Genomic DNA, 17,224 nt, shown 5'->3' with positions numbered 1-17,224 from the left:
TGATCAATCGGCTGTTCTTTAAAAATTCATAGAGTCGAATCAGCGTTGCTGATGGAAACTGCACATTCGTAAAGGTTTAGTGCAGACCGTGCCATCAGCAACATAGAATTTTTGATTGCGTCAAAAGAAACTTCAATTTCGAGTCAAATCGAATTTTGAATGTAACGGCATAACGCGTCAGGTGAGAGACCTGACATATTCCTTGAAATGATTTTGTAGTTTCGCAAGAAACGTCAAAGTTATAGGGTCAAGTGAATAAGAGCACGTGGTGGATGCCTTGGCAATGATAGGCGACGAAGGACGTGATAGCCTGCGATAAGCTTCGGGGAGCTGGCAAATTAGCTTTGATCCGGAGATTTCCGAATGGGGAAACCCACCGAAAGGTATCGCATGATGAATACATAGTCATGCGAGGCGAACCGGGTGAACTGAAACATCTCAGTAGCTCGAGGAAAAGACATCAACCGAGATTCCGAAAGTAGTGGCGAGCGAAATCGGAAGAGCCTGTTAGTGATAGCACAAGACATAACGGAACAGTTTGGAAAGACTGGCCATAGCGGGTGATAGCCCCGTACGTGAAATGACCTGTGTGGTACTGAGCTAACGACAAGTAGGGCGGGACACGAGAAATCCTGTCTGAATATGGGGGGACCATCCTCCAAGGCTAAATACTCATCATTGACCGATAGTGAACTAGTACCGTGAGGGAAAGGCGAAAAGAACCCCGGGAGGGGAGTGAAATAGATCCTGAAACCGCGTGCTTACAAAAAGTAGGAGCCTCGTAAGGGGTGACTGCGTACCTTTTGTATAATGGGTCAGCGACTTACATTCAGTGGCAAGGTTAACCGAATAGGGAAGCCGTAGAGAAATCGAGTCCGAATAGGGCGATCAGTCGCTGGGTGTAGACCCGAAACCAAGTGATCTATCCATGGCCAGGATGAAGGTGCCGTAACAGGTACTGGAGGTCCGAACCGACTAGTGTTGCAAAACTAGCGGATGAGCTGTGGATAGGGGTGAAAGGCTAAACAAACTTGGAAATAGCTGGTTCTCTCCGAAAACTATTTAGGTAGTGCCTCAAGTATTACCATCGGGGGTAGAGCACTGTTTTGGCTAGGGGGTCATGGCGACTTACCAAACCAAGGCAAACTCCGAATACCGATGAGTACAGCTTGGGAGACAGAGCACCGGGTGCTAACGTCCGGACTCAAGAGGGAAACAACCCAGACCGCCAGCTAAGGTCCCTAAAATTGGCTAAGTGGGAAACGAAGTGGGAAGGCTAAAACAGTCAGGATGTTGGCTTAGAAGCAGCCATCATTTAAAGAAAGCGTAATAGCTCACTGATCGAGTCGTCCTGCGCGGAAGATGTAACGGGGCTAAGCCAGTTACCGAAGCTGCGGATTTGCAATTTATTGCAAGTGGTAGGAGAGCGTTCTGTAAGCCTGTGAAGGTGCGTTGTAAAGCGTGCTGGAGGTATCAGAAGTGCGAATGCTGACATGAGTAGCGTTAAAGGGGGTGAAAAGCCCCCTCGCCGTAAGCGCAAGGTTTTCTACGCAACGTTCATCGGCGTAGAGTGAGTCGGCCCCTAAGGCGAGGCAGAGATGCGTAGCTGATGGGAAACAGGTCAATATTCCTGTACCGTTATATAGTGCGATGTGGGGACGGATCTTAATAGGTCATCCAGTTATTGGATTATTCTGGTTTAGTTGGATGTAGGCGTGCATTAGGCAAATCCGGTGCACATATACCGAGGCCAACGATCGAGCGGACTTGTCCGTGAAGTGACTGAACGAGGTTCCAGGAAAAGCCACTAAGCTTCAGCTATATACGACCGTACCGCAAACCGACACTGGTGCGCGAGATGAGTATTCTAAGGCGCTTGAGAGAACTCAGGAGAAGGAACTCGGCAAATTGACACCGTAACTTCGGAAGAAGGTGTGCCCTATTAGTGTGTAGTGAACAACGAAGCATGAATGGGTTGCAAAAAATCGGTGGCTGCGACTGTTTATTAAAAACACAGCACTCTGCAAACACGAAAGTGGACGTATAGGGTGTGACGCCTGCCCGGTGCTGGAAGATTAAATGATGGGGTGCAAGCTCTTGATTGAAGTCCCAGTAAACGGCGGCCGTAACTATAACGGTCCTAAGGTAGCGAAATTCCTTGTCGGGTAAGTTCCGACCTGCACGAATGGCGTAACGATGGCCACACTGTCTCCTCCTGAGACTCAGCGAAGTTGAAATGTTTGTGATGATGCAATCTCCCCGCGGAAAGACGGAAAGACCCCATGAACCTTTACTGTAGCTTTGTATTGGACTTTGAACAGATCTGTGTAGGATAGGTGGGAGGCTTTGAAGCAGGGTCGCTAGATCTTGTGGAGCCAACGTTGAAATACCACCCTGGTGTGTTTGAGGTTCTAACCTAGGTCCATTATCTGGATCGGGGACAGTGCATGGTAGGCAGTTTGACTGGGGCGGTCTCCTCCCAAAGCGTAACGGAGGAGTTCGAAGGTACGCTAGTTACGGTCGGACATCGTGACGATAGTGCAATGGCATAAGCGTGCTTAACTGCGAGACTGACAAGTCGAGCAGATGCGAAAGCAGGACATAGTGATCCGGTGGTTCTGTATGGAAGGGCCATCGCTCAACGGATAAAAGGTACTCTGGGGATAACAGGCTGATACCGCCCAAGAGTTCATATCGACGGCGGTGTTTGGCACCTCGATGTCGGCTCATCTCATCCTGGGGCTGTAGCCGGTCCCAAGGGTATGGCTGTTCGCCATTTAAAGAGGTACGTGAGCTGGGTTTAAAACGTCGTGAGACAGTTTGGTCCCTATCTTCCGTGGGCGCTGCAGATTTGAGGAAGCCTGCTCCTAGTACGAGAGGACCGGAGTGGACACACCTCTGGTGTATCGGTTGTCACGCCAGTGGCATTGCCGAGTAGCTAAGTGTGGAAGAGATAACCGCTGAAAGCATCTAAGCGGGAAACTCGTTTCAAGATGAGATCTGCCGGGGCCTTGAGCCCCCTAAAGAGTCGTTCAAGACCAGGACGTTGATAGGTCAGGTGTGGAAGCGCAGTAATGCGTTAAGCTAACTGATACTAATTGCTCGTGCGGCTTGACCCTATAATTTTGATCATCAGATCAAGGTGTTATGCCAAGTTGACGCATTCAAAATACATTCAAGCAAGCGCAAGACAGTTGCGTGCTGATTCCAAACTCTATGAATTCGTTTATCTGATCACGTGATCAGGTAAGCAACCCTTTATGCCTGATGACCATAGCGAGTTGGTACCACTCCTTCCCATCCCGAACAGGACAGTGAAACGACTCAGCGCCGATGATAGTGCGGGTTCCCGTGTGAAAGTAGGTCATCGTCAGGCTCTTACAGCCCAGAAAACCCCAGTCAGCAATGACTGGGGTTTTTTGCTTTGTACGACCAATTTAATTGCAGCGCCAAATCGAATCGATGAGCAATTGATATTTGACTAAACCAGCGGCCAAGAAAAAGCCCGGTGGATTGCTCCACCGGGCTTTTGCTATTCCAAGGCGACCGGATTCAGGTATTTCGAATCCCCACAGCATCCCTCTCAGCCGCACCTGCGGCAATCAACTCGGCCAAGATATCTCCGGTCAATTGATCCAACTCTTCACCCGCAAAGAAGCGAAGACGAATCGCCTCCAGATACGGCGTACTTCGCAACCACATCGACCAGTCCTCGAGAGCGATGTGCTGCATTTCCAGCAACTTGAACTTCATCAGCACCTTGATCGCATGTCGAGCGTGCTTCGCCGGGTCACGCCGCAGCCCGCTTAGACGTCGGCGTGCAGTCGCCAATGCGCTGTCGACGTCATTGAACACACGGCCATGACCAGGAATCACCTGCAACGGTGCCAATTTCTCGATGCGGTCCAAGGTCGCGGCGATTTCGCCGAAAGACGGCTCCCCCGCCAGCTCAGGAAATGCGATGCCAAACCCGTTCTCCCATAACGCGTCGGCAGAAATCAGCGTTCGCGAAACTGGATCGAACAGGATGATCGAATGGGGATCGTGGCCAGGCGCGCTGTGAACTTCCCATTCGCGGTCGCCAAGCCGGCATTCGGTTCCGGGTTGCAGTAAACCTGTGAACCGAAAACGAGGGCAAGTCTGCCCCGTTGCAAGAAAGCTCAGGCCGCGCTCGTCCCACCGCTCCACCAACGCCGCTTCCCCTGGGGGAATATCCGTTCGAAGCGCTGGATAGCGCAGCTGCAACGCGGCGTTCCCGCCGCAATGGTCGCTATGCAAATGCGTATTCAGCACGCGGTCCAGCGGCCGGGAGCCCAGTGCCGACTCGACCAGCGCCAACGTCTGCTCGGCATGCGTGGCATAGCCGGTGTCGACCAGCGCGGTCTCGTCCTCCCCGACAAACAGGATGTTGTTAGACGACAGCCACCCCCGCTCGAACACAACGACATTCGCCGGCAAGCCAGCGCCCGCCGCCGCGTTGCTCACTCAGGCGCCCGCACTGGTGCGAAGCTCGCGCCGCAGGATCTTCCCCACATTGGTTTTCGGCAGCGAGTCGCGAAACTCGATGTGCTTCGGCCGTTTGTACCCAGTGAGCTGCCCGTTGCAATACTGCAGCACCGCGTCCTCGGTCAGATTCGGGTCCCTGCGCACCACGAAGACCTTGATCGCCTCGCCCTGCTTCTCGTCAGGCACGCCCACCGCCGCACATTCGACGACACCCGGGCACAGCGAAATCACGTTCTCCAGCTCGTTCGGGAACACGTTGAAGCCGCTCACCAGGATCATGTCCTTCTTGCGGTCGACGATGCGGCTGTAGCCATCTTCCTGCATCACGGCGATATCACCGGTCCGCATGAAGCCATCTGCGGTGAACGCGGCTGCGGTCTCGGCGGGCTGGTTGTAGTAGCCCGTCATCACATTGGGGCCCTTGATGCAGAGTTCGCCCGACTGCCCGACCGGCACCGAGTTGCCCTCGTCGTCCTTGATCGCGATCTCGATGCTCGGCAGCGGCAGGCCGATGGTGCCGGTGAACTTGGTGTTCGACACCGGGTTGTTGGTGCCGATCGCGCAGGTCTCGCTCATGCCCCAGCCTTCGATCATCGGGCAGCCGGTCGCCTCGAACCACTTGCGCGCCGTGCCTTCCGACGCGGCCATGCCACCGGCCTGCGAGACAAAAAGCGTCGAGAAATCGATCGTCTTGAACTGCGGATGCATCAGGAGCGCGTTAAACAGCGTGTTCACCGCCGGCAGCATGTGGAATGGCCGCTTCTTCAGCACCGCGATGAACTTGTCGAAGTCGCGCGGGTTCGGAATCAGCGTCATGTGCGAGCCTTGGCGGATCACCAGCAGGCACAGCGTCAGCGCGAAGATGTGATACAGCGGCAGCGCCGCGATGCTGTTGACCTTCGCGAGGTCACCGGCGCGCGACAGCGCCGGGGTGAACCAGGCCTCGGCCTGCAGCGTCGCCGCGACGATGTTCCGATGCGTCAGCACCGCGCCCTTCGACAGGCCGGTCGTGCCGCCGGTGTACTGAAGGAAGGCGATGGAGTCGAGCGTGCTCTGGTCGGCCGCCAGCGTGCGACCACGCCCTTCGGAGATGGCCTGCGTGAACGGCGTGACCGTGCGTCCGTCGCTCAGCGGCAGCTTGTACGGCGGCACCATCTTGGCCAGGTGGCGCACGGCAATCGTGATCCACGCGCCGTACAGACCACCGAGCAGGTCGCCCATCGAGGTCATGACCACATGCTTGACTGGCGTGCGCTCGATCACCTGCTCGAGCGTCGATGCGAAGTTCTCGAGAATCACGATCGCCGTCGCGCCGGAGTCCTTGAGCTGATGCTCCAGTTCGCGCGCCGTGTAGAGCGGATTCACGTTCACGCAGGTGTAGCCCGCGCGCAGGATGCCGCACATGGTGACTGCGAACTGCGGAATGTTGGGCAGCATGATCGCCACGCGCGCACCCGGCTCGAGCCCCTTCGACTGCAGCCAGGCGCCCAGCGCCTTCGACAGCACGTCGAGCTCGCCGTAAGTCATCCAGCGCTCCATGCAAACCGAGAACGGCCGGTCCTTGTAGCGACCGAACGCCTCCTCGAACATGTGGGGCAGGGACCGGTATTGCTCGGGGTTGATTTCCTCGGGCACGCCGGCTGGATAGTTTTGTCGCGCGGATGTCTGCATGCAAGCTCCTTTGGCGCGGATTGTGGGAGCGAGGTGCTCCCAGCCACCAGCGGGCTTGTCCTAGGTTCCTGCGAACGATGTCACGCAGGCGATAGATCCATCACGATAAGGCCTTGCCTGTTTCTCCTGGCAGCAGCACGCCAGGCTCGATGTCGGCCTCGACTGCGAGCGCTTCGTAGATCGGCGTGAAGTCCGGCGCCGTGAGATCGAAGAGCTGCGCGAAGTCTTCGATCACGAAGTAGTTGCTCTGGTAGGTGTCGATCTTGTAGCGCGTGCGCATGGCGCGCAGCAGATCGAGCGGCAGCCGGCGCGGCTCGTCGCTGAGCACGGCGTGCTTGAGCTCGCCCACCGAGCTCAGGATGCCGGCGCCATAGGCGCGCAGGCCGTCGGGCTGGCGAATCAGGCCGAACTCCACTGTGTACCAGTACAGCCGCGAGAGCTTTTCGCCGGCGCCCAGTTCGTGCGCCTTGATGCCGCCCGCGCCATAGCGCTGCACGTAGTCGGCGAAGGTCGGGTCGAACAGCATCGGCACGTGGCCGAAGAGATCGTGGAACACATCGGGCTCGACGATGTAGTTGAACTCCTCGGGCTTGCGGATCCAGTCGGTCACCGGGAACTTGCGGTTCGCGAGCAGCGTGAAGAAGGGCAGCTCCGGAATGAGCCCCGGCACCGCGACGATTTCCCAGCCCGTGGCCTTGTGCAGCCGCTCGTTGATTTCATCGAAGTGCGGGATGCGGTCTTTCACGCCCAGCGATGGCAACGCGTTGATGAACGCATCGCAGGCCAGGCCCGGCAACTGCGCGGCCTGCCGCTCGTAGAGCCGCCGGTAGGTGTCGTGGTCGGCCGCCGTGTAGCTGGCCCAGTCCTGCGGACAGGTGTAGTCGGCTTGCACCGAGCCGCCGCGCGAGTAGTCGCCGCGCGGCGGACGATCGGATGCGCCATAGACGGCGGGAATGACGGCGGCGGCAGGGGAATCCATGGGGAATCTTGTTTCTCTCTCGGGTTATTTGAGCCAGCGGTCCATCGTGCGCTGGAAGTCGCCGCCGGCCTGCTGCAGGTGCAGCCACTGGTCGACGTACGACTTGAAGGCCACGTCGTCGCGCGGCAGCATCCAGGCCATTTCGCCGTACTGCAGCGGCTTGTCGGGGTTCACCGCGCACAGGCCCGGTTTGAGCTTCTGCTGCGTGATGGCCTCGGCCGCTTCGGTCACGAACACGTCGGCGCGGTTGGCGAGGATCTCGTCGAAGATCGTCACGTTCTCGCCGTGCAGCGTGAGCCTGGCCTGTTTGAAATTGGCGCGGGCGAAGCGTTCGTTGCTGCCGCCCGGATTGAAGATGACCCGCGTCGAAGGCTGGTCGATCGCCGCCACGCTCTGGTACTTGGCCACGTCGGCGCAGCGTGCGATCGGCGTCTTGCCGTTGACCATGTAGGGCGTGCTGAAGAAGGCGCGCTTTTGCCGGTCGGTGGTGACCGACACGCCGCCCACCGCGATGTCGCACTTGCCGGCGGCCAGGTCGGGCAGCAGGTTGGCCCAGGTGGTCTTGACCCACTCGGGCTTGGCGCCGAGGCTCGCGCTGAAGCCGGTCATCAGGTCGACGTCGATGCCTTCGAACGAGGCATCGGTCTTCTGGAAGCTGAAGGGCTTGTAGTCGCCCGGGGTGCAGATGCGCAGCACCGCGGCTTTCTGCACCGCGTCCAGGTGCGAGGTTGCCGCAGGCGTTGCCGCCGGCGCCATCGCGCAACCCGAGAGAACGGCGGCAGCCGCCGCGATGAAAGTCAAACCGATCGAAGACGTGCTGTTGCGCATACGGGCTCCTGGGCCATAAGGCGGTTGAAAGGGCCCTTATTTTGCGGCGCTCAGCACGCCGCGGCGCATCTGGTCGAGCTCGATGCTCTCGAACAGCGCCTTGAAGTTGCCGTTGCCGAAACCGTCGTCGCCCTTGCGCTGGATGAACTCGAAGAAGATCGGGCCCAACTGGTTCTCGCTGAAGATCTGCAGCAGCAGCGCGTCCTTCTTGCCGTCGATCAGGATCTTTCGCTTCTTCAGCTCGGCCACGCTCTCGCCGTGCTCGGGAATGCGCTTGTCGACCAGTTCGTAGTACGTGTCGATGGTGTCGAGCAGCACGACGCCCTTGGCGCGCATCGCATCGACGGTGGCGTACAGGTCGTCCGAGCCCATCGCGATGTGCTGGATGCCCTCGCCCTTGTACATGTCCAGGTACTCCTGGATCTGGCCGGCCTGCTCCTTGCCCTCTTCGTTGATCGGGATGCGGATCTTGCCGCAGGGGCTGGTCATGGCCTTGCTCTTCACGCCCGTCACCTGGCCCTCGATATCGAAGTACTTCACTTCGCGGAAGTTGAAGAGCTTTTCGTAGAAGTTGGCCCACACGTCCATGCGGCCGCGGTACACGTTGTGCGTCAGGTGGTCGACGTAGGTGAGGCCATTGCCCTTGGTGGCCAGGCCGTCCTGCGAGGACACGCCCGGCAACGGTTCGAAGTCGACGTCGTAGAAGCCGATGTTGCCGATGTCGCCCGGCTTCGCGCCGTTCTTGCCGGGCCAGCGGTCCACCAGGTAGATCAGGCTGTCGCCCACGCCCTTGATGGCGGGGATGTTCAGTTCGCCCGGGCCGGCCTTGTCGGCAAAGCCCCAGGCGCCCAGCGAGGTGGCGCGCTCGTAGGCCTGCTTGGCGTCCTGCACGCGGAAGGCGATGGCGCACACGCTCGGGCCGTGCTCGCGGGCGAAGCGCTGCGCGAACGAATCGGGTTCGGCATTCAGGATGAAGTTGATATCGCCCTGGCGGTACAGCAGCACGTTCTTGTGGCGGTGCTTGGCAATGGCCGTGAAGCCCATGCGCTCGAACACCTTGCCCATGGCAACCGGGTCCGGTGCCGCGTATTCGATGAATTCGAAGCCGTCGGTGCCCATGGGGTTCTCCCAGGGCGTGAAGGCGGGTGCGTCGGCTTGGCTCATGTGCGGTCTCCAGAAAGTGGGGAATCGATCGATAGGTAAGAGATAGGCGAAAAACGCCAGTGCTGCAATGTAGGTTGGATGCCGCTCAAGTTTTCAGCGTTGTTGGGCGCGTTGGGTGGCGGATGCGCAGTAAAACTGCAAAAATGGACTGATGGAAGCACTCGACAAGATTGATCGGCTCATTCTGCGCACGCTGCAAGCAGATGGGCGCGCCACCTACGACCAGCTCGCCGAGCAGGTCAGCCTGTCGCCCAGCGCCGTGTTGCGGCGGGTCAAGCGCCTGGAAGAAAGCAAGGTGATCGACCGCTACGTCGCCCTCGTGCGCCCCGAGGTGATCGGCCTGGGCCTCACGGCCTACCTCAACGTGCGGCTTGAAAAGCACACCGAGACCCACAAGCGCAACCCAATGGATCTGTTCCGCGCCAGCGTCCAGACCTGGCCCGAGGTGGTCGAATGCGCCGCGCTCACGGGTGACATGGACTACCTGTTGCGCGTCGTGGTGGCCGACATGGCGCACTACAGCCGCTTCATCATGGACACCCTGCTCAAGCACCCGAGCGTGGAAGACTGCAAGACCAGCTTCGTGCTGGACCGTGTCAAAGCCACAACAGCCGTCCCCGTTTGACCTCGAAGTGGTTGCTCGGGCGCCACGCGTTCTGGTAATGGGTCACGAATGTGTCTTGGAAGTGCCCTCGGTGGCTTGTTGATTAAGGGAAAACCCTTACATTCGAGCCATGCTTACCGCCAAGACCCTCCTCAAAGCGTCTCTAGGCCTCGGCTCTTTCCTGAAGGCGCCGATGGTTGAGACCCAGCCACGCGCTGTCTCCTCGCCCCAGCCCGTCATGGTGCCGATCCGCTCGATCGGCCCGCGCGAACGGGAGCGCATCGCGCAGCACCTGCTGGCGCTCACCCCCCACGACCGGTACCTGCGCTTCGGTTACGCCGCGGCCGACGAGCAGGTCCAGCGCTACGTCGACAGCCTCGATTTCGAGCGCGACGAGCTGTTCGGCATCTACAACCGCCGCCTCGAACTGATCGCGATGTCGCACCTGGCGTTCGCGCCCGGCGACCAGCACAGCGACTGCGCTGAATTCGGCGTTTCGGTCTCCGCGCATGCCCGCGGCCGCGGCTACGGTGCGCGCCTCTTCGAGCGGGCAGTGGTCGTGGCCCGCAACGAAGGCGTGGGCATGCTCTTCATCCATGCGCTGAGCGAAAACGCCGCCATGCTCAAGATCGCCCGCAACGCCGGCGCGACCGTGGTGCGCAGCGGCTCCGAAGCCGAAGCGCATCTGCAACTGCCGGAGGCCACGTTCGACAGCCGCATGAGCCAGATCTCGCTGGAGCACTACGCCGCGGTCGACTTCGCCCTCAAGAGCCGCGCCAAGCAGTTCTGGGCTTTTCTCGCGAGCCTGCAGGAAGTGCGCAGCGGCATGCGCGACGCGCGCAGCAAATCCGCACCCTGATCCGCCCGGAAGGCCTCGAAACGGCCTATGCCGGCTGCACGGTAGAGCGTGTCACACGCAATCCGTTATCCTTGCCCCTCCCCAACTACGCCCTCCCGCAGTGGCCGAACCTCACCCTGAACGCGCACCCGTAGAACGGGAAGACAAGCGCGGCTTCCTCCAGAAGCTTGCCGAATTCATCCACCCCGGTCCCGACTCGCGCGACGAGCTGATCGAAACCCTGGCCGATGCCGAGGACAACGAGGTGATCGGCGCCGAGTCGCGCGTGATGCTCGAAGGCGTGCTGCGCATGGCCGACATGACCGCCGGCGACGTCATGGTTGCCGCGCCGCGCATGGACCTGGTGAACATCGATGCGCCCTTCGATGCGCTCCTGCACCTCATCATCGACACCGCGCACTCGCGCTTTCCGGTGTACGAGGGCGAAAAAGAAAACATCATCGGCATCCTGCTCGCGAAGGACCTGCTCAAGCTGCAGCGCGCGCCGGGCCTGAACATCCGCGCGTTGCTGCGCCCGGCCACCTTCGTGCCCGAGAGCAAGGGCCTGAACGACCTCTTGCGCGAGTTCCGCGGCAACCGCAACCACCTGGCCATCGTCATCGACGAGTTCGGCCGTGTGGCGGGCCTCATCACCATCGAGGACGTGCTCGAGCAGATCGTCGGCGAGATCGAGGACGAATTCGACATCGCCGAGGACGAGGGCGACATCTTCGGCCTTGCCGACCACACCTACCGCGTCTCGGGCGACACGCCCATCGAGCGCGTGGCCGAGGCCTTCGGCATCACCTTCGACGAAGAGCAGCTGAGCGAAGACTTCGACACCATCGGCGGCCTCATCGCGCACGAGATGGGCCATGTGCCCAAGCGCGGCGAGCACCATGCGATGGGCGGCTTCGACTTCGTGGTGCTGCACACCAAGGGCGGCGCGGTGCGCTGGTTCAAGGTGTCGCCGGCGCGCGGCGGCGACGCGGCCGACTGATGCCGTTGCCCGCGGCGGCGACGGCGCGCATCTCGCCTGCTTCTCCCGTGATGGCCTGGCTTCGGCTGTTCGGGTTCGGGTTGGCTGGCCTCGCGCAGGCGCTGTCGATCGCCTGGCCGCTCGGCGGAAAGCCGCTGTGGTGGCTGCAGCTTCTTTCGATGGGCGCGCTGGTCTGGCTGCTTGGCAGCCTGCGCGCCGAGGGCGCCGGCTGGCGCCGCGCCGGGCTTCACGCCTGGCTCTTCTCGACGACTTGGCTCACCGGCAGCTTCTGGTGGCTCTTCATTTCGATGCATACCTACGGCGGGTTGCCGGCGCCGTTGGCGGCCATCGCCGTGCTGGCACTCGCTGCCGCACTGGGGCTCTATTACGCCGTGGCTGCCGCATGGTTCGTGGTGCGCGGGCCTAAAGGGCGCGTGACTGGCGCGCTGGTCTTCGCCGCGCTCTGGACGCTCGCTGAGCTCGTGCGCGGCAGCTGGTTCACGGGCTTTCCGTGGGGCGCTGGCGGCTATGCGCACGTGGAAGGTCCGCTCGCCGCGTGGGCGCCGTGGATCGGCGTCTACGGCATCGGCGCCGTCGCGGCGCTCGCAACGGCGCTCCTCGTGCTGGGGACGCTGGCTCGCAAGCCCGACGTCGTCGCGGGACTCGTGCTCGTCGCGCTCGTGTTCGTATTCCCGCACATCGCACCGTCATTGCGCGGTGCCAGCACCGGCAACCTCCAGGTCGCCCTCCTGCAAGGCAACATCCCGCAGGACGAGAAATTCATCCCCGGCGGCGGCATCGAAACCGCCCTGCGCTGGTACGGCGAACAATTGCGCGACGCCAAGGCCTCGCTGGTCGTCACCCCCGAAACTGCCGTGCCCCTGCTGCCGCAGCAGTTGCCGGCCGGTTACCTCGAAGCGATCCAGGCGCGCTACAGCAACGGCACGCAAGCGGCGATCGTCGGCCTGCCGCTGGGCGGCCGCGCCGGCTACAGCAACGCGGTGCTCGGCTTCCAGCCCGGCGCCGTGCAGCCGTACCAGTACAGCAAGCATCACCTCGTGCCCTTCGGGGAATTCATTCCCCCGGGGTTTCGCTGGTTCATCCAGATGATGAACATCCCGCTCGGCGACTTCCAGCGCGGCGGCCTCGCACAGGCGCCATTCGTCTGGCAGGGCCAGCGCATCGCGCCGAACATCTGCTACGAAGATTTGTTCGGCGACGAGATCGGCGCGAATTTCCGCGACGAGGCGACCGCGCCGACCATCCTGCTCAACGTGAGCAACATCGCGTGGTTCGGCGATTCGGTCGCTATCGACGAGCACCTGTCCATCTCGCGCATGCGCTCGCTCGAATTCGCGCGGCCGATGGTCCGCGCCACGAACACCGGCGCCACCGTCGTCATCGACGCCGAAGGCCGCGTGACGCACCAGCTGCCGCGCCTCACGCGCGGCGTGCTCGAAGCATCGGTCGAAGGCCGCACCGGGCTCACGCCCTATGCGCGCTGGGTGGCGCCATTCGGCTTGTGGCCGCTGTGGATCGCAATGCTCGCCATCGTCGGCATCGCCTTCGCACTGGGCCGCCGCCAGCGCTGAATCCGCTTCAGGCCGCTGGCTGCACCGGCCAGTCGCGCAGCTTGCCCGGGTTCAACAAGCCCATCGGATCGAAGCGCTTCTTCACCGCGATCACTTCGGCCGGCAGCGGCCCACCGGCCTTGCCGTCTTCCACGATGTTCACGTGCGGATTGTTGATGTGCACGTTGTGCGCGCGATGGATGTCGATGATTTCCGCGAGCCGCTCCTCGGTGCTGAAGCGCACCAGCTGAAGTCCGCTGCACGTCATGAGCCCGGCCACGTTGCGGATGAACTCGATGTGCATCATCACCTCGCCGCCCAGCAGCTGTTCCATCTCGATGATCTGTTCGACATGCTTGCCGGGAACGAACCCGCTCTGCAGATAGGTCAGTGTCGGGTCGACCTTGAGCGCATGCAGCGTCGTGTGGTTCCAGGTGAACTCCATCAGCGTGCGGTTGCTCTTCTGCACCTCGGCCGCGGTCTTGCGGTAGCTCACGGTGCCGCCATGCGCTTCTGCCAGTTGCAGCAGCGCCGGTTCGCACGATTCGGCGACGAGCGACAGCACCGTGTGGCAGCCCTTGGGTAGGTGCGCCGAGAGTTGCGCCAGGTGATCGGAGATCGGCGCTGCGAAGAACGCGATCTCCCGCTTCACGATCCCCGGCCCGTTCGCGAGCTTGTCGGCGAAGTGCAGCGCGTTCTCGAAGCTGTCGAAAGTCACCAGCGTCTCCAGCCACGGATGCGCGGGCGCCAGCGCAATCTCCAGTTCCAGCACAAGACCGTTGGTGCCCCACAGATGGTGCATGCGCATCGCCTCGGCGCCGCGCAACTCGACCACCTGCGGCTCCGCTTCGATCGTCATCGCTCGGATGCCGAGCACGTTGCCCGGCGAGCCCAGCGGCCCGTAGTTGATCGAGCCCACGCCGCCGAAGCCGCCGCCGAAAAGTCCGCCGAGCGTCGCGCTGCGGTAGGTGGACGGCACGCAGCGCATCTCCTGTCCCGAGGGCTTCGTCTGTTTTTCCAACTCGCCGAGCCGTATGCCGGCCTGCGCGCGCGCCACGCCGGGCTGCACCCAGAGGCAGGCGTTGTAGCCCGTCATGTCGAGCACCACGCCACCCGCGAGCGGTGTGGTCTGCCCGTAGTTGCCGGTACCGCTGCCGCGAATGACGATCGGCACACCGCGGCGCGCGCACGCACCCACCACGGCGCGAATCTCGTCCTCGCTGCGCGGCCGCACGACCACATCGGCGCGCTTGTCTTTCAGTTGGCGGTTCAGCACGGGGCTGAACCACGAGAAATCCTGCGAGAGCCGCGTGACGCGCCCTTCGTCGGTGATCCAGTCGAGGTCGGGCAGTTCGAGCAGCAACTGCTCGATGGAGGAGGCGGGAGCGTTCATGGTCGTCGTCGTCGATGTCAGCAATTTCAATCTTGGGAAAGTTCGCTCGCATGCCACGAGCCCAGCGCCACCTTGGTGAGCCAGGCCATCAGCACGAAGAGCGCCACGCCGGTCAGCGAGATCAGCAACAGGGCCGCGAACATGCGCGGAATGTTGAGCTGGAAGCCCGCCTGCAGGATCTGGTACGCCAGCCCCGCGCCCGAGCCGCCGGTCCCGGCCACGAACTCCGCCACGACCGCGCCGATCAACGCTAGACCGCTCGAAATGCGAAGCCCGCCGAAGAAGTAAGGCAGCGCGCTCGGGATGCGCAGGCGCACCAATTGCTGCCAGCGCGTCGCGCGGTTCAGCTTGAAGTAGCTCTGCAGGTCGGGGTCGATGCTGCGCAGCCCCAGCGTCGTGTTGCTGATGATCGGGAACAGCGCCACCAGCGCCGCGCACACTGTCATCGCCGCAACCGGGTTCTTCACCCAGATGATGATCAGCGGCGCCACCGCGACGATGGGCGTCACCTGCAAGAGCACCGCATACGGAAAGAGCGCGGTCTCGATGCGCTTGCTCTGCACGAAGAGGAACGAGATCAGCACGCCTGCCACCGTCGCGAGCGCGAACGACAGCACGGTGATCTTGAGCGTGACCAACAGCGCATTGCCCAGCGGCGCCCAGTCGGTCACCAGCGTCTGCATCATGAGATACGGCGAGGGCACGAGGTAGGACGGCAGTTCCATCGCCACCACCATCCACTGCCACAGCGCGACCAGCACGACGCCGATCAGCACCGGGTACAGCACGCGCTGCACGCGCGGTTGGTTCAAGAGGGGAGTGCGCTGTTTCATCGCGCGTGCTCCTCGTCGGCATTGCTTGCGCGCAGCAGGCTGTCCTGCAGGCGCTTTGCATATTTCGCGAATTCGGGCGTCACCATGAAGTCGGCGCTGCGCGGATAGGGCTCGTCGATCTGGAACTGCTCCACCACGCGGCCCGGCCGCGCCGCCATCATCACCACGCGGCTCGACAGGAACACCGCCTCGTGGATCGAGTGCGTCACGAAGATCACCGTGAGCTTCTTCTTGCGCCAGAGCTCCAGCAGGTCGGCGTCGAGCTTGTGGCGCGTGATCTCGTCGAGCGCGCCGAAGGGCTCGTCCATCAGGAGCAGGTCGGGCTGCGTGACCAGCCCGCGCGCGATCGACACGCGCATCTGCATGCCACCCGACAGCGCGCGCGGCAGCGCGCCGGCGAATTTCTCGAGACCCACAAGCGCGAGCGATTCCATCACCCGCGCATCGGCCTCCTTGCGTGGCACGCCGGCCAGATCCAGCGGCAGCCGCACATTGGTCTGCACACTCGCCCACGGCATCAGCGTGGGCGACTGGAACACGAACGACATGCGTCGCGCACTGTCGTGCAACTGGCTCACGGGCTTGCGCCACACCAGGAGGCGCCCGTCGCTCGGCTCCAGCATGCCCGCCACCATCTTCAGCAGCGTGCTCTTGCCGCAGCCCGAGGGGCCGAGCAGCGTGACGAACTCGCCCTCGGCGATCGACAGGTCCACCGGCAGCAGCGCCTGCGTGCCGTTGGGGTAGGTCTTCTCGGCCGAGAGCACTTCCACCGCGGGCACGGCGGGCGCCACCGGTGGCGCGAGGGTGTGGGGTTCGATGCGGTTCATGGCGCGGCGAAATTCAGGGCAGGACCTTGGCGTCTTTCACGAATTCCGTCGTGTAGGTCTTCGCCAGTTCGACCTTCGCCGGGTCGAGCAGCTTCGCGCTCACGAGAAAGTCGTAGCTCGCCTTCGAGCGCGCATCCGTCATCACGCCGATGCCCAGCTTGGCCGCGTCGCCGCCGGTGACCATGCCCATCTCCTTGAGCTTGGCCACGCTGTAGGCCAGCTGGTCGTCGGTCATGTTGGGGTTGTCGTTCTTGATGAGCGCATTGGCGGGCGCCGGGTCGGCGAGGTAGCTCTTCCAGCCCTCGGCCGAGGCCTTCACGAAAGCAGCCACCTGCTTGCTGCGGTCCTTCACCGTCTTCTCCATGCACGACACCGTGGTCGCGTACGCGGGGAAGCCGTGGTCGCTGAACATCAGCACGGTGCTCTTCACGCCGGCCTTCTGGATGGCGTAGGGCTCCGACGTCAGGTAGCCCTGCTGCGCGGTGTTCTTGTCCGCCACGAAGGGCTGGATGTTGAAGGTGTAGGGGCGCGTCTGTTCGTCGACGAGGCCGAACTTGGCCTTGAGCCACGGCCAGTAGCCGCGATTGGCCTGCGCGCCGATCAGGAGCGTCTTGCCTTTCAGGTCCTCGAACTTCTTCACGTCGTCGTGCGCGATCAGCACCTGCGGGTCCTTCTGGAAGAAGGCCGCGACGTTGACGACCGGCACGCCGCCTTCGCGCACCTGCATCATCTGGATGTCGCTCGAACCCATGATGCAGTCGGCCTGGCCGGCCGCCATCATCTGCGTGATGTTGACCTGCGGGCCGCCCATCTTGATGGTCACGTCCAGGCCGTACTTCTTGTAGATGCCCTGCGCCAGTGCCTGGTAGAAGCCGCCGTGCTCGGCCTGCGCGTACCAGTTGGTCATGTAGGTGAACTTGTCTTGTGCATGTGCGGGTGCGACCGCGGCGAACAGCGACAGCGCGGCGGCGCCGGCCAGGGAAAGAGCGAAGGAACGCATGGTGGGGACCTCTCGAAGGCTGGATGAAAAA

The 17,224-nt window shown here is 61.9% G+C and carries 13 protein-coding genes and 2 rRNA genes; 6 read left to right on the top strand and 9 right to left on the bottom strand.

Annotation, left to right across the window (positions count from 1 at the left end; translation table 11 throughout):
• Positions 1-245: 245 nt before the first annotated feature.
• Both VARPA_RS27075 and rrf read left to right on the top strand, forming a co-directional pair.
• A 23S ribosomal RNA gene (locus VARPA_RS27075) occupies positions 246-3,119 on the top strand.
• Positions 3,120-3,263: 144 nt separating this feature from the next.
• Positions 3,264-3,376 (top strand): 5S ribosomal RNA (gene rrf / locus VARPA_RS27070).
• Between the two features lie 176 nt (positions 3,377-3,552).
• Here rrf and VARPA_RS27065 read toward each other — a convergent pair.
• The 5 genes from VARPA_RS27065 to hppD form a co-directional block, all read right to left on the bottom strand.
• Positions 3,553-4,485, bottom strand: coding sequence for an MBL fold metallo-hydrolase (locus VARPA_RS27065; protein WP_013543784.1), 933 nt, complete (start codon positions 4,483-4,485; stop codon positions 3,553-3,555).
• Positions 4,486-6,177 carry an AMP-binding protein gene (locus VARPA_RS27060; RefSeq protein WP_013543783.1) on the bottom strand — a complete coding sequence of 564 codons (1,692 nt, stop codon included), beginning with the start codon at positions 6,175-6,177 and terminating at the stop codon, positions 4,486-4,488.
• Between the two features lie 100 nt (positions 6,178-6,277).
• Positions 6,278-7,156 carry a phenylalanine 4-monooxygenase gene (phhA, locus tag VARPA_RS27055; RefSeq protein WP_013543782.1) on the bottom strand — a complete coding sequence of 293 codons (879 nt, stop codon included), beginning with the start codon at positions 7,154-7,156 and terminating at the stop codon, positions 6,278-6,280.
• Positions 7,157-7,180: 24 nt separating this feature from the next.
• A complete protein-coding gene (locus VARPA_RS27050; RefSeq protein WP_013543781.1) occupies positions 7,181-7,984 on the bottom strand; it encodes a transporter substrate-binding domain-containing protein in 804 nt (267 codons plus the stop codon).
• A gap of 36 nt (positions 7,985-8,020) precedes the next feature.
• A complete protein-coding gene (gene hppD / locus VARPA_RS27045) occupies positions 8,021-9,148 on the bottom strand; it encodes a 4-hydroxyphenylpyruvate dioxygenase (protein ID WP_013543780.1) in 1,128 nt (375 codons plus the stop codon).
• 151 nt (positions 9,149-9,299) lie between these two features.
• Here hppD and VARPA_RS27040 point away from each other — a divergent pair, with 151 nt between their 5' ends.
• The 4 genes from VARPA_RS27040 (at position 9,300) to lnt (ending at position 13,161) form a co-directional block, all read left to right on the top strand.
• The gene (locus VARPA_RS27040) at positions 9,300-9,773 is read left to right on the top strand and encodes an Lrp/AsnC family transcriptional regulator (RefSeq protein ID WP_013543779.1); all 474 of its coding nucleotides are present in this window, start codon (positions 9,300-9,302) and stop codon (positions 9,771-9,773) included.
• Between the two features lie 109 nt (positions 9,774-9,882).
• Positions 9,883-10,611, top strand: coding sequence for a GNAT family N-acetyltransferase (locus VARPA_RS27035; protein WP_013543778.1), 729 nt, complete (start codon positions 9,883-9,885; stop codon positions 10,609-10,611).
• A 100-nt stretch (positions 10,612-10,711) separates the two neighbouring features.
• Positions 10,712-11,590, top strand: a complete 879-nt coding sequence (locus VARPA_RS27030; protein WP_013543777.1) for an HlyC/CorC family transporter — start codon at positions 10,712-10,714, stop codon at positions 11,588-11,590.
• Entirely contained in the window at positions 11,590-13,161 is a 1,572-nt protein-coding gene (gene lnt / locus VARPA_RS27025; protein ID WP_013543776.1) for an apolipoprotein N-acyltransferase, read from the top strand. Before VARPA_RS27030 ends, lnt begins: the two co-directional genes overlap by 1 nt.
• Positions 13,162-13,168: 7 nt before the next feature.
• Here lnt and VARPA_RS27020 read toward each other — a convergent pair whose 3' ends face one another.
• The 4 genes from VARPA_RS27020 to VARPA_RS27005 are packed head-to-tail and all read right to left on the bottom strand — an operon-like array spanning position 13,169 to position 17,193.
• Positions 13,169-14,533, bottom strand: coding sequence for an FAD-binding oxidoreductase (locus VARPA_RS27020; RefSeq protein ID WP_013543775.1), 1,365 nt, complete (start codon positions 14,531-14,533; stop codon positions 13,169-13,171).
• Between the two features lie 26 nt (positions 14,534-14,559).
• Positions 14,560-15,366, bottom strand: coding sequence for an ABC transporter permease (locus VARPA_RS27015; RefSeq protein ID WP_013543774.1), 807 nt, complete (start codon positions 15,364-15,366; stop codon positions 14,560-14,562).
• Positions 15,363-16,193 carry an ABC transporter ATP-binding protein gene (locus VARPA_RS27010; protein ID WP_013543773.1) on the bottom strand — a complete coding sequence of 277 codons (831 nt, stop codon included), beginning with the start codon at positions 16,191-16,193 and terminating at the stop codon, positions 15,363-15,365. Before VARPA_RS27010 ends, VARPA_RS27015 begins: the two co-directional genes overlap by 4 nt.
• Before the next feature lie 13 nt (positions 16,194-16,206).
• Complete coding sequence (locus tag VARPA_RS27005; protein WP_013543772.1) at positions 16,207-17,193, bottom strand: ABC transporter substrate-binding protein; 987 nt, start codon at positions 17,191-17,193, stop codon at positions 16,207-16,209.
• Positions 17,194-17,224: the final 31 nt, after the last annotated feature.

The sequence above is a fragment of the Variovorax paradoxus EPS genome, from assembly GCF_000184745.1.
Taxonomy (GTDB): Bacteria; Pseudomonadota; Gammaproteobacteria; order Burkholderiales; family Burkholderiaceae_C; genus Variovorax; species Variovorax paradoxus_C.
This window is presented reverse-complemented; position numbering and strand designations above follow the sequence as displayed.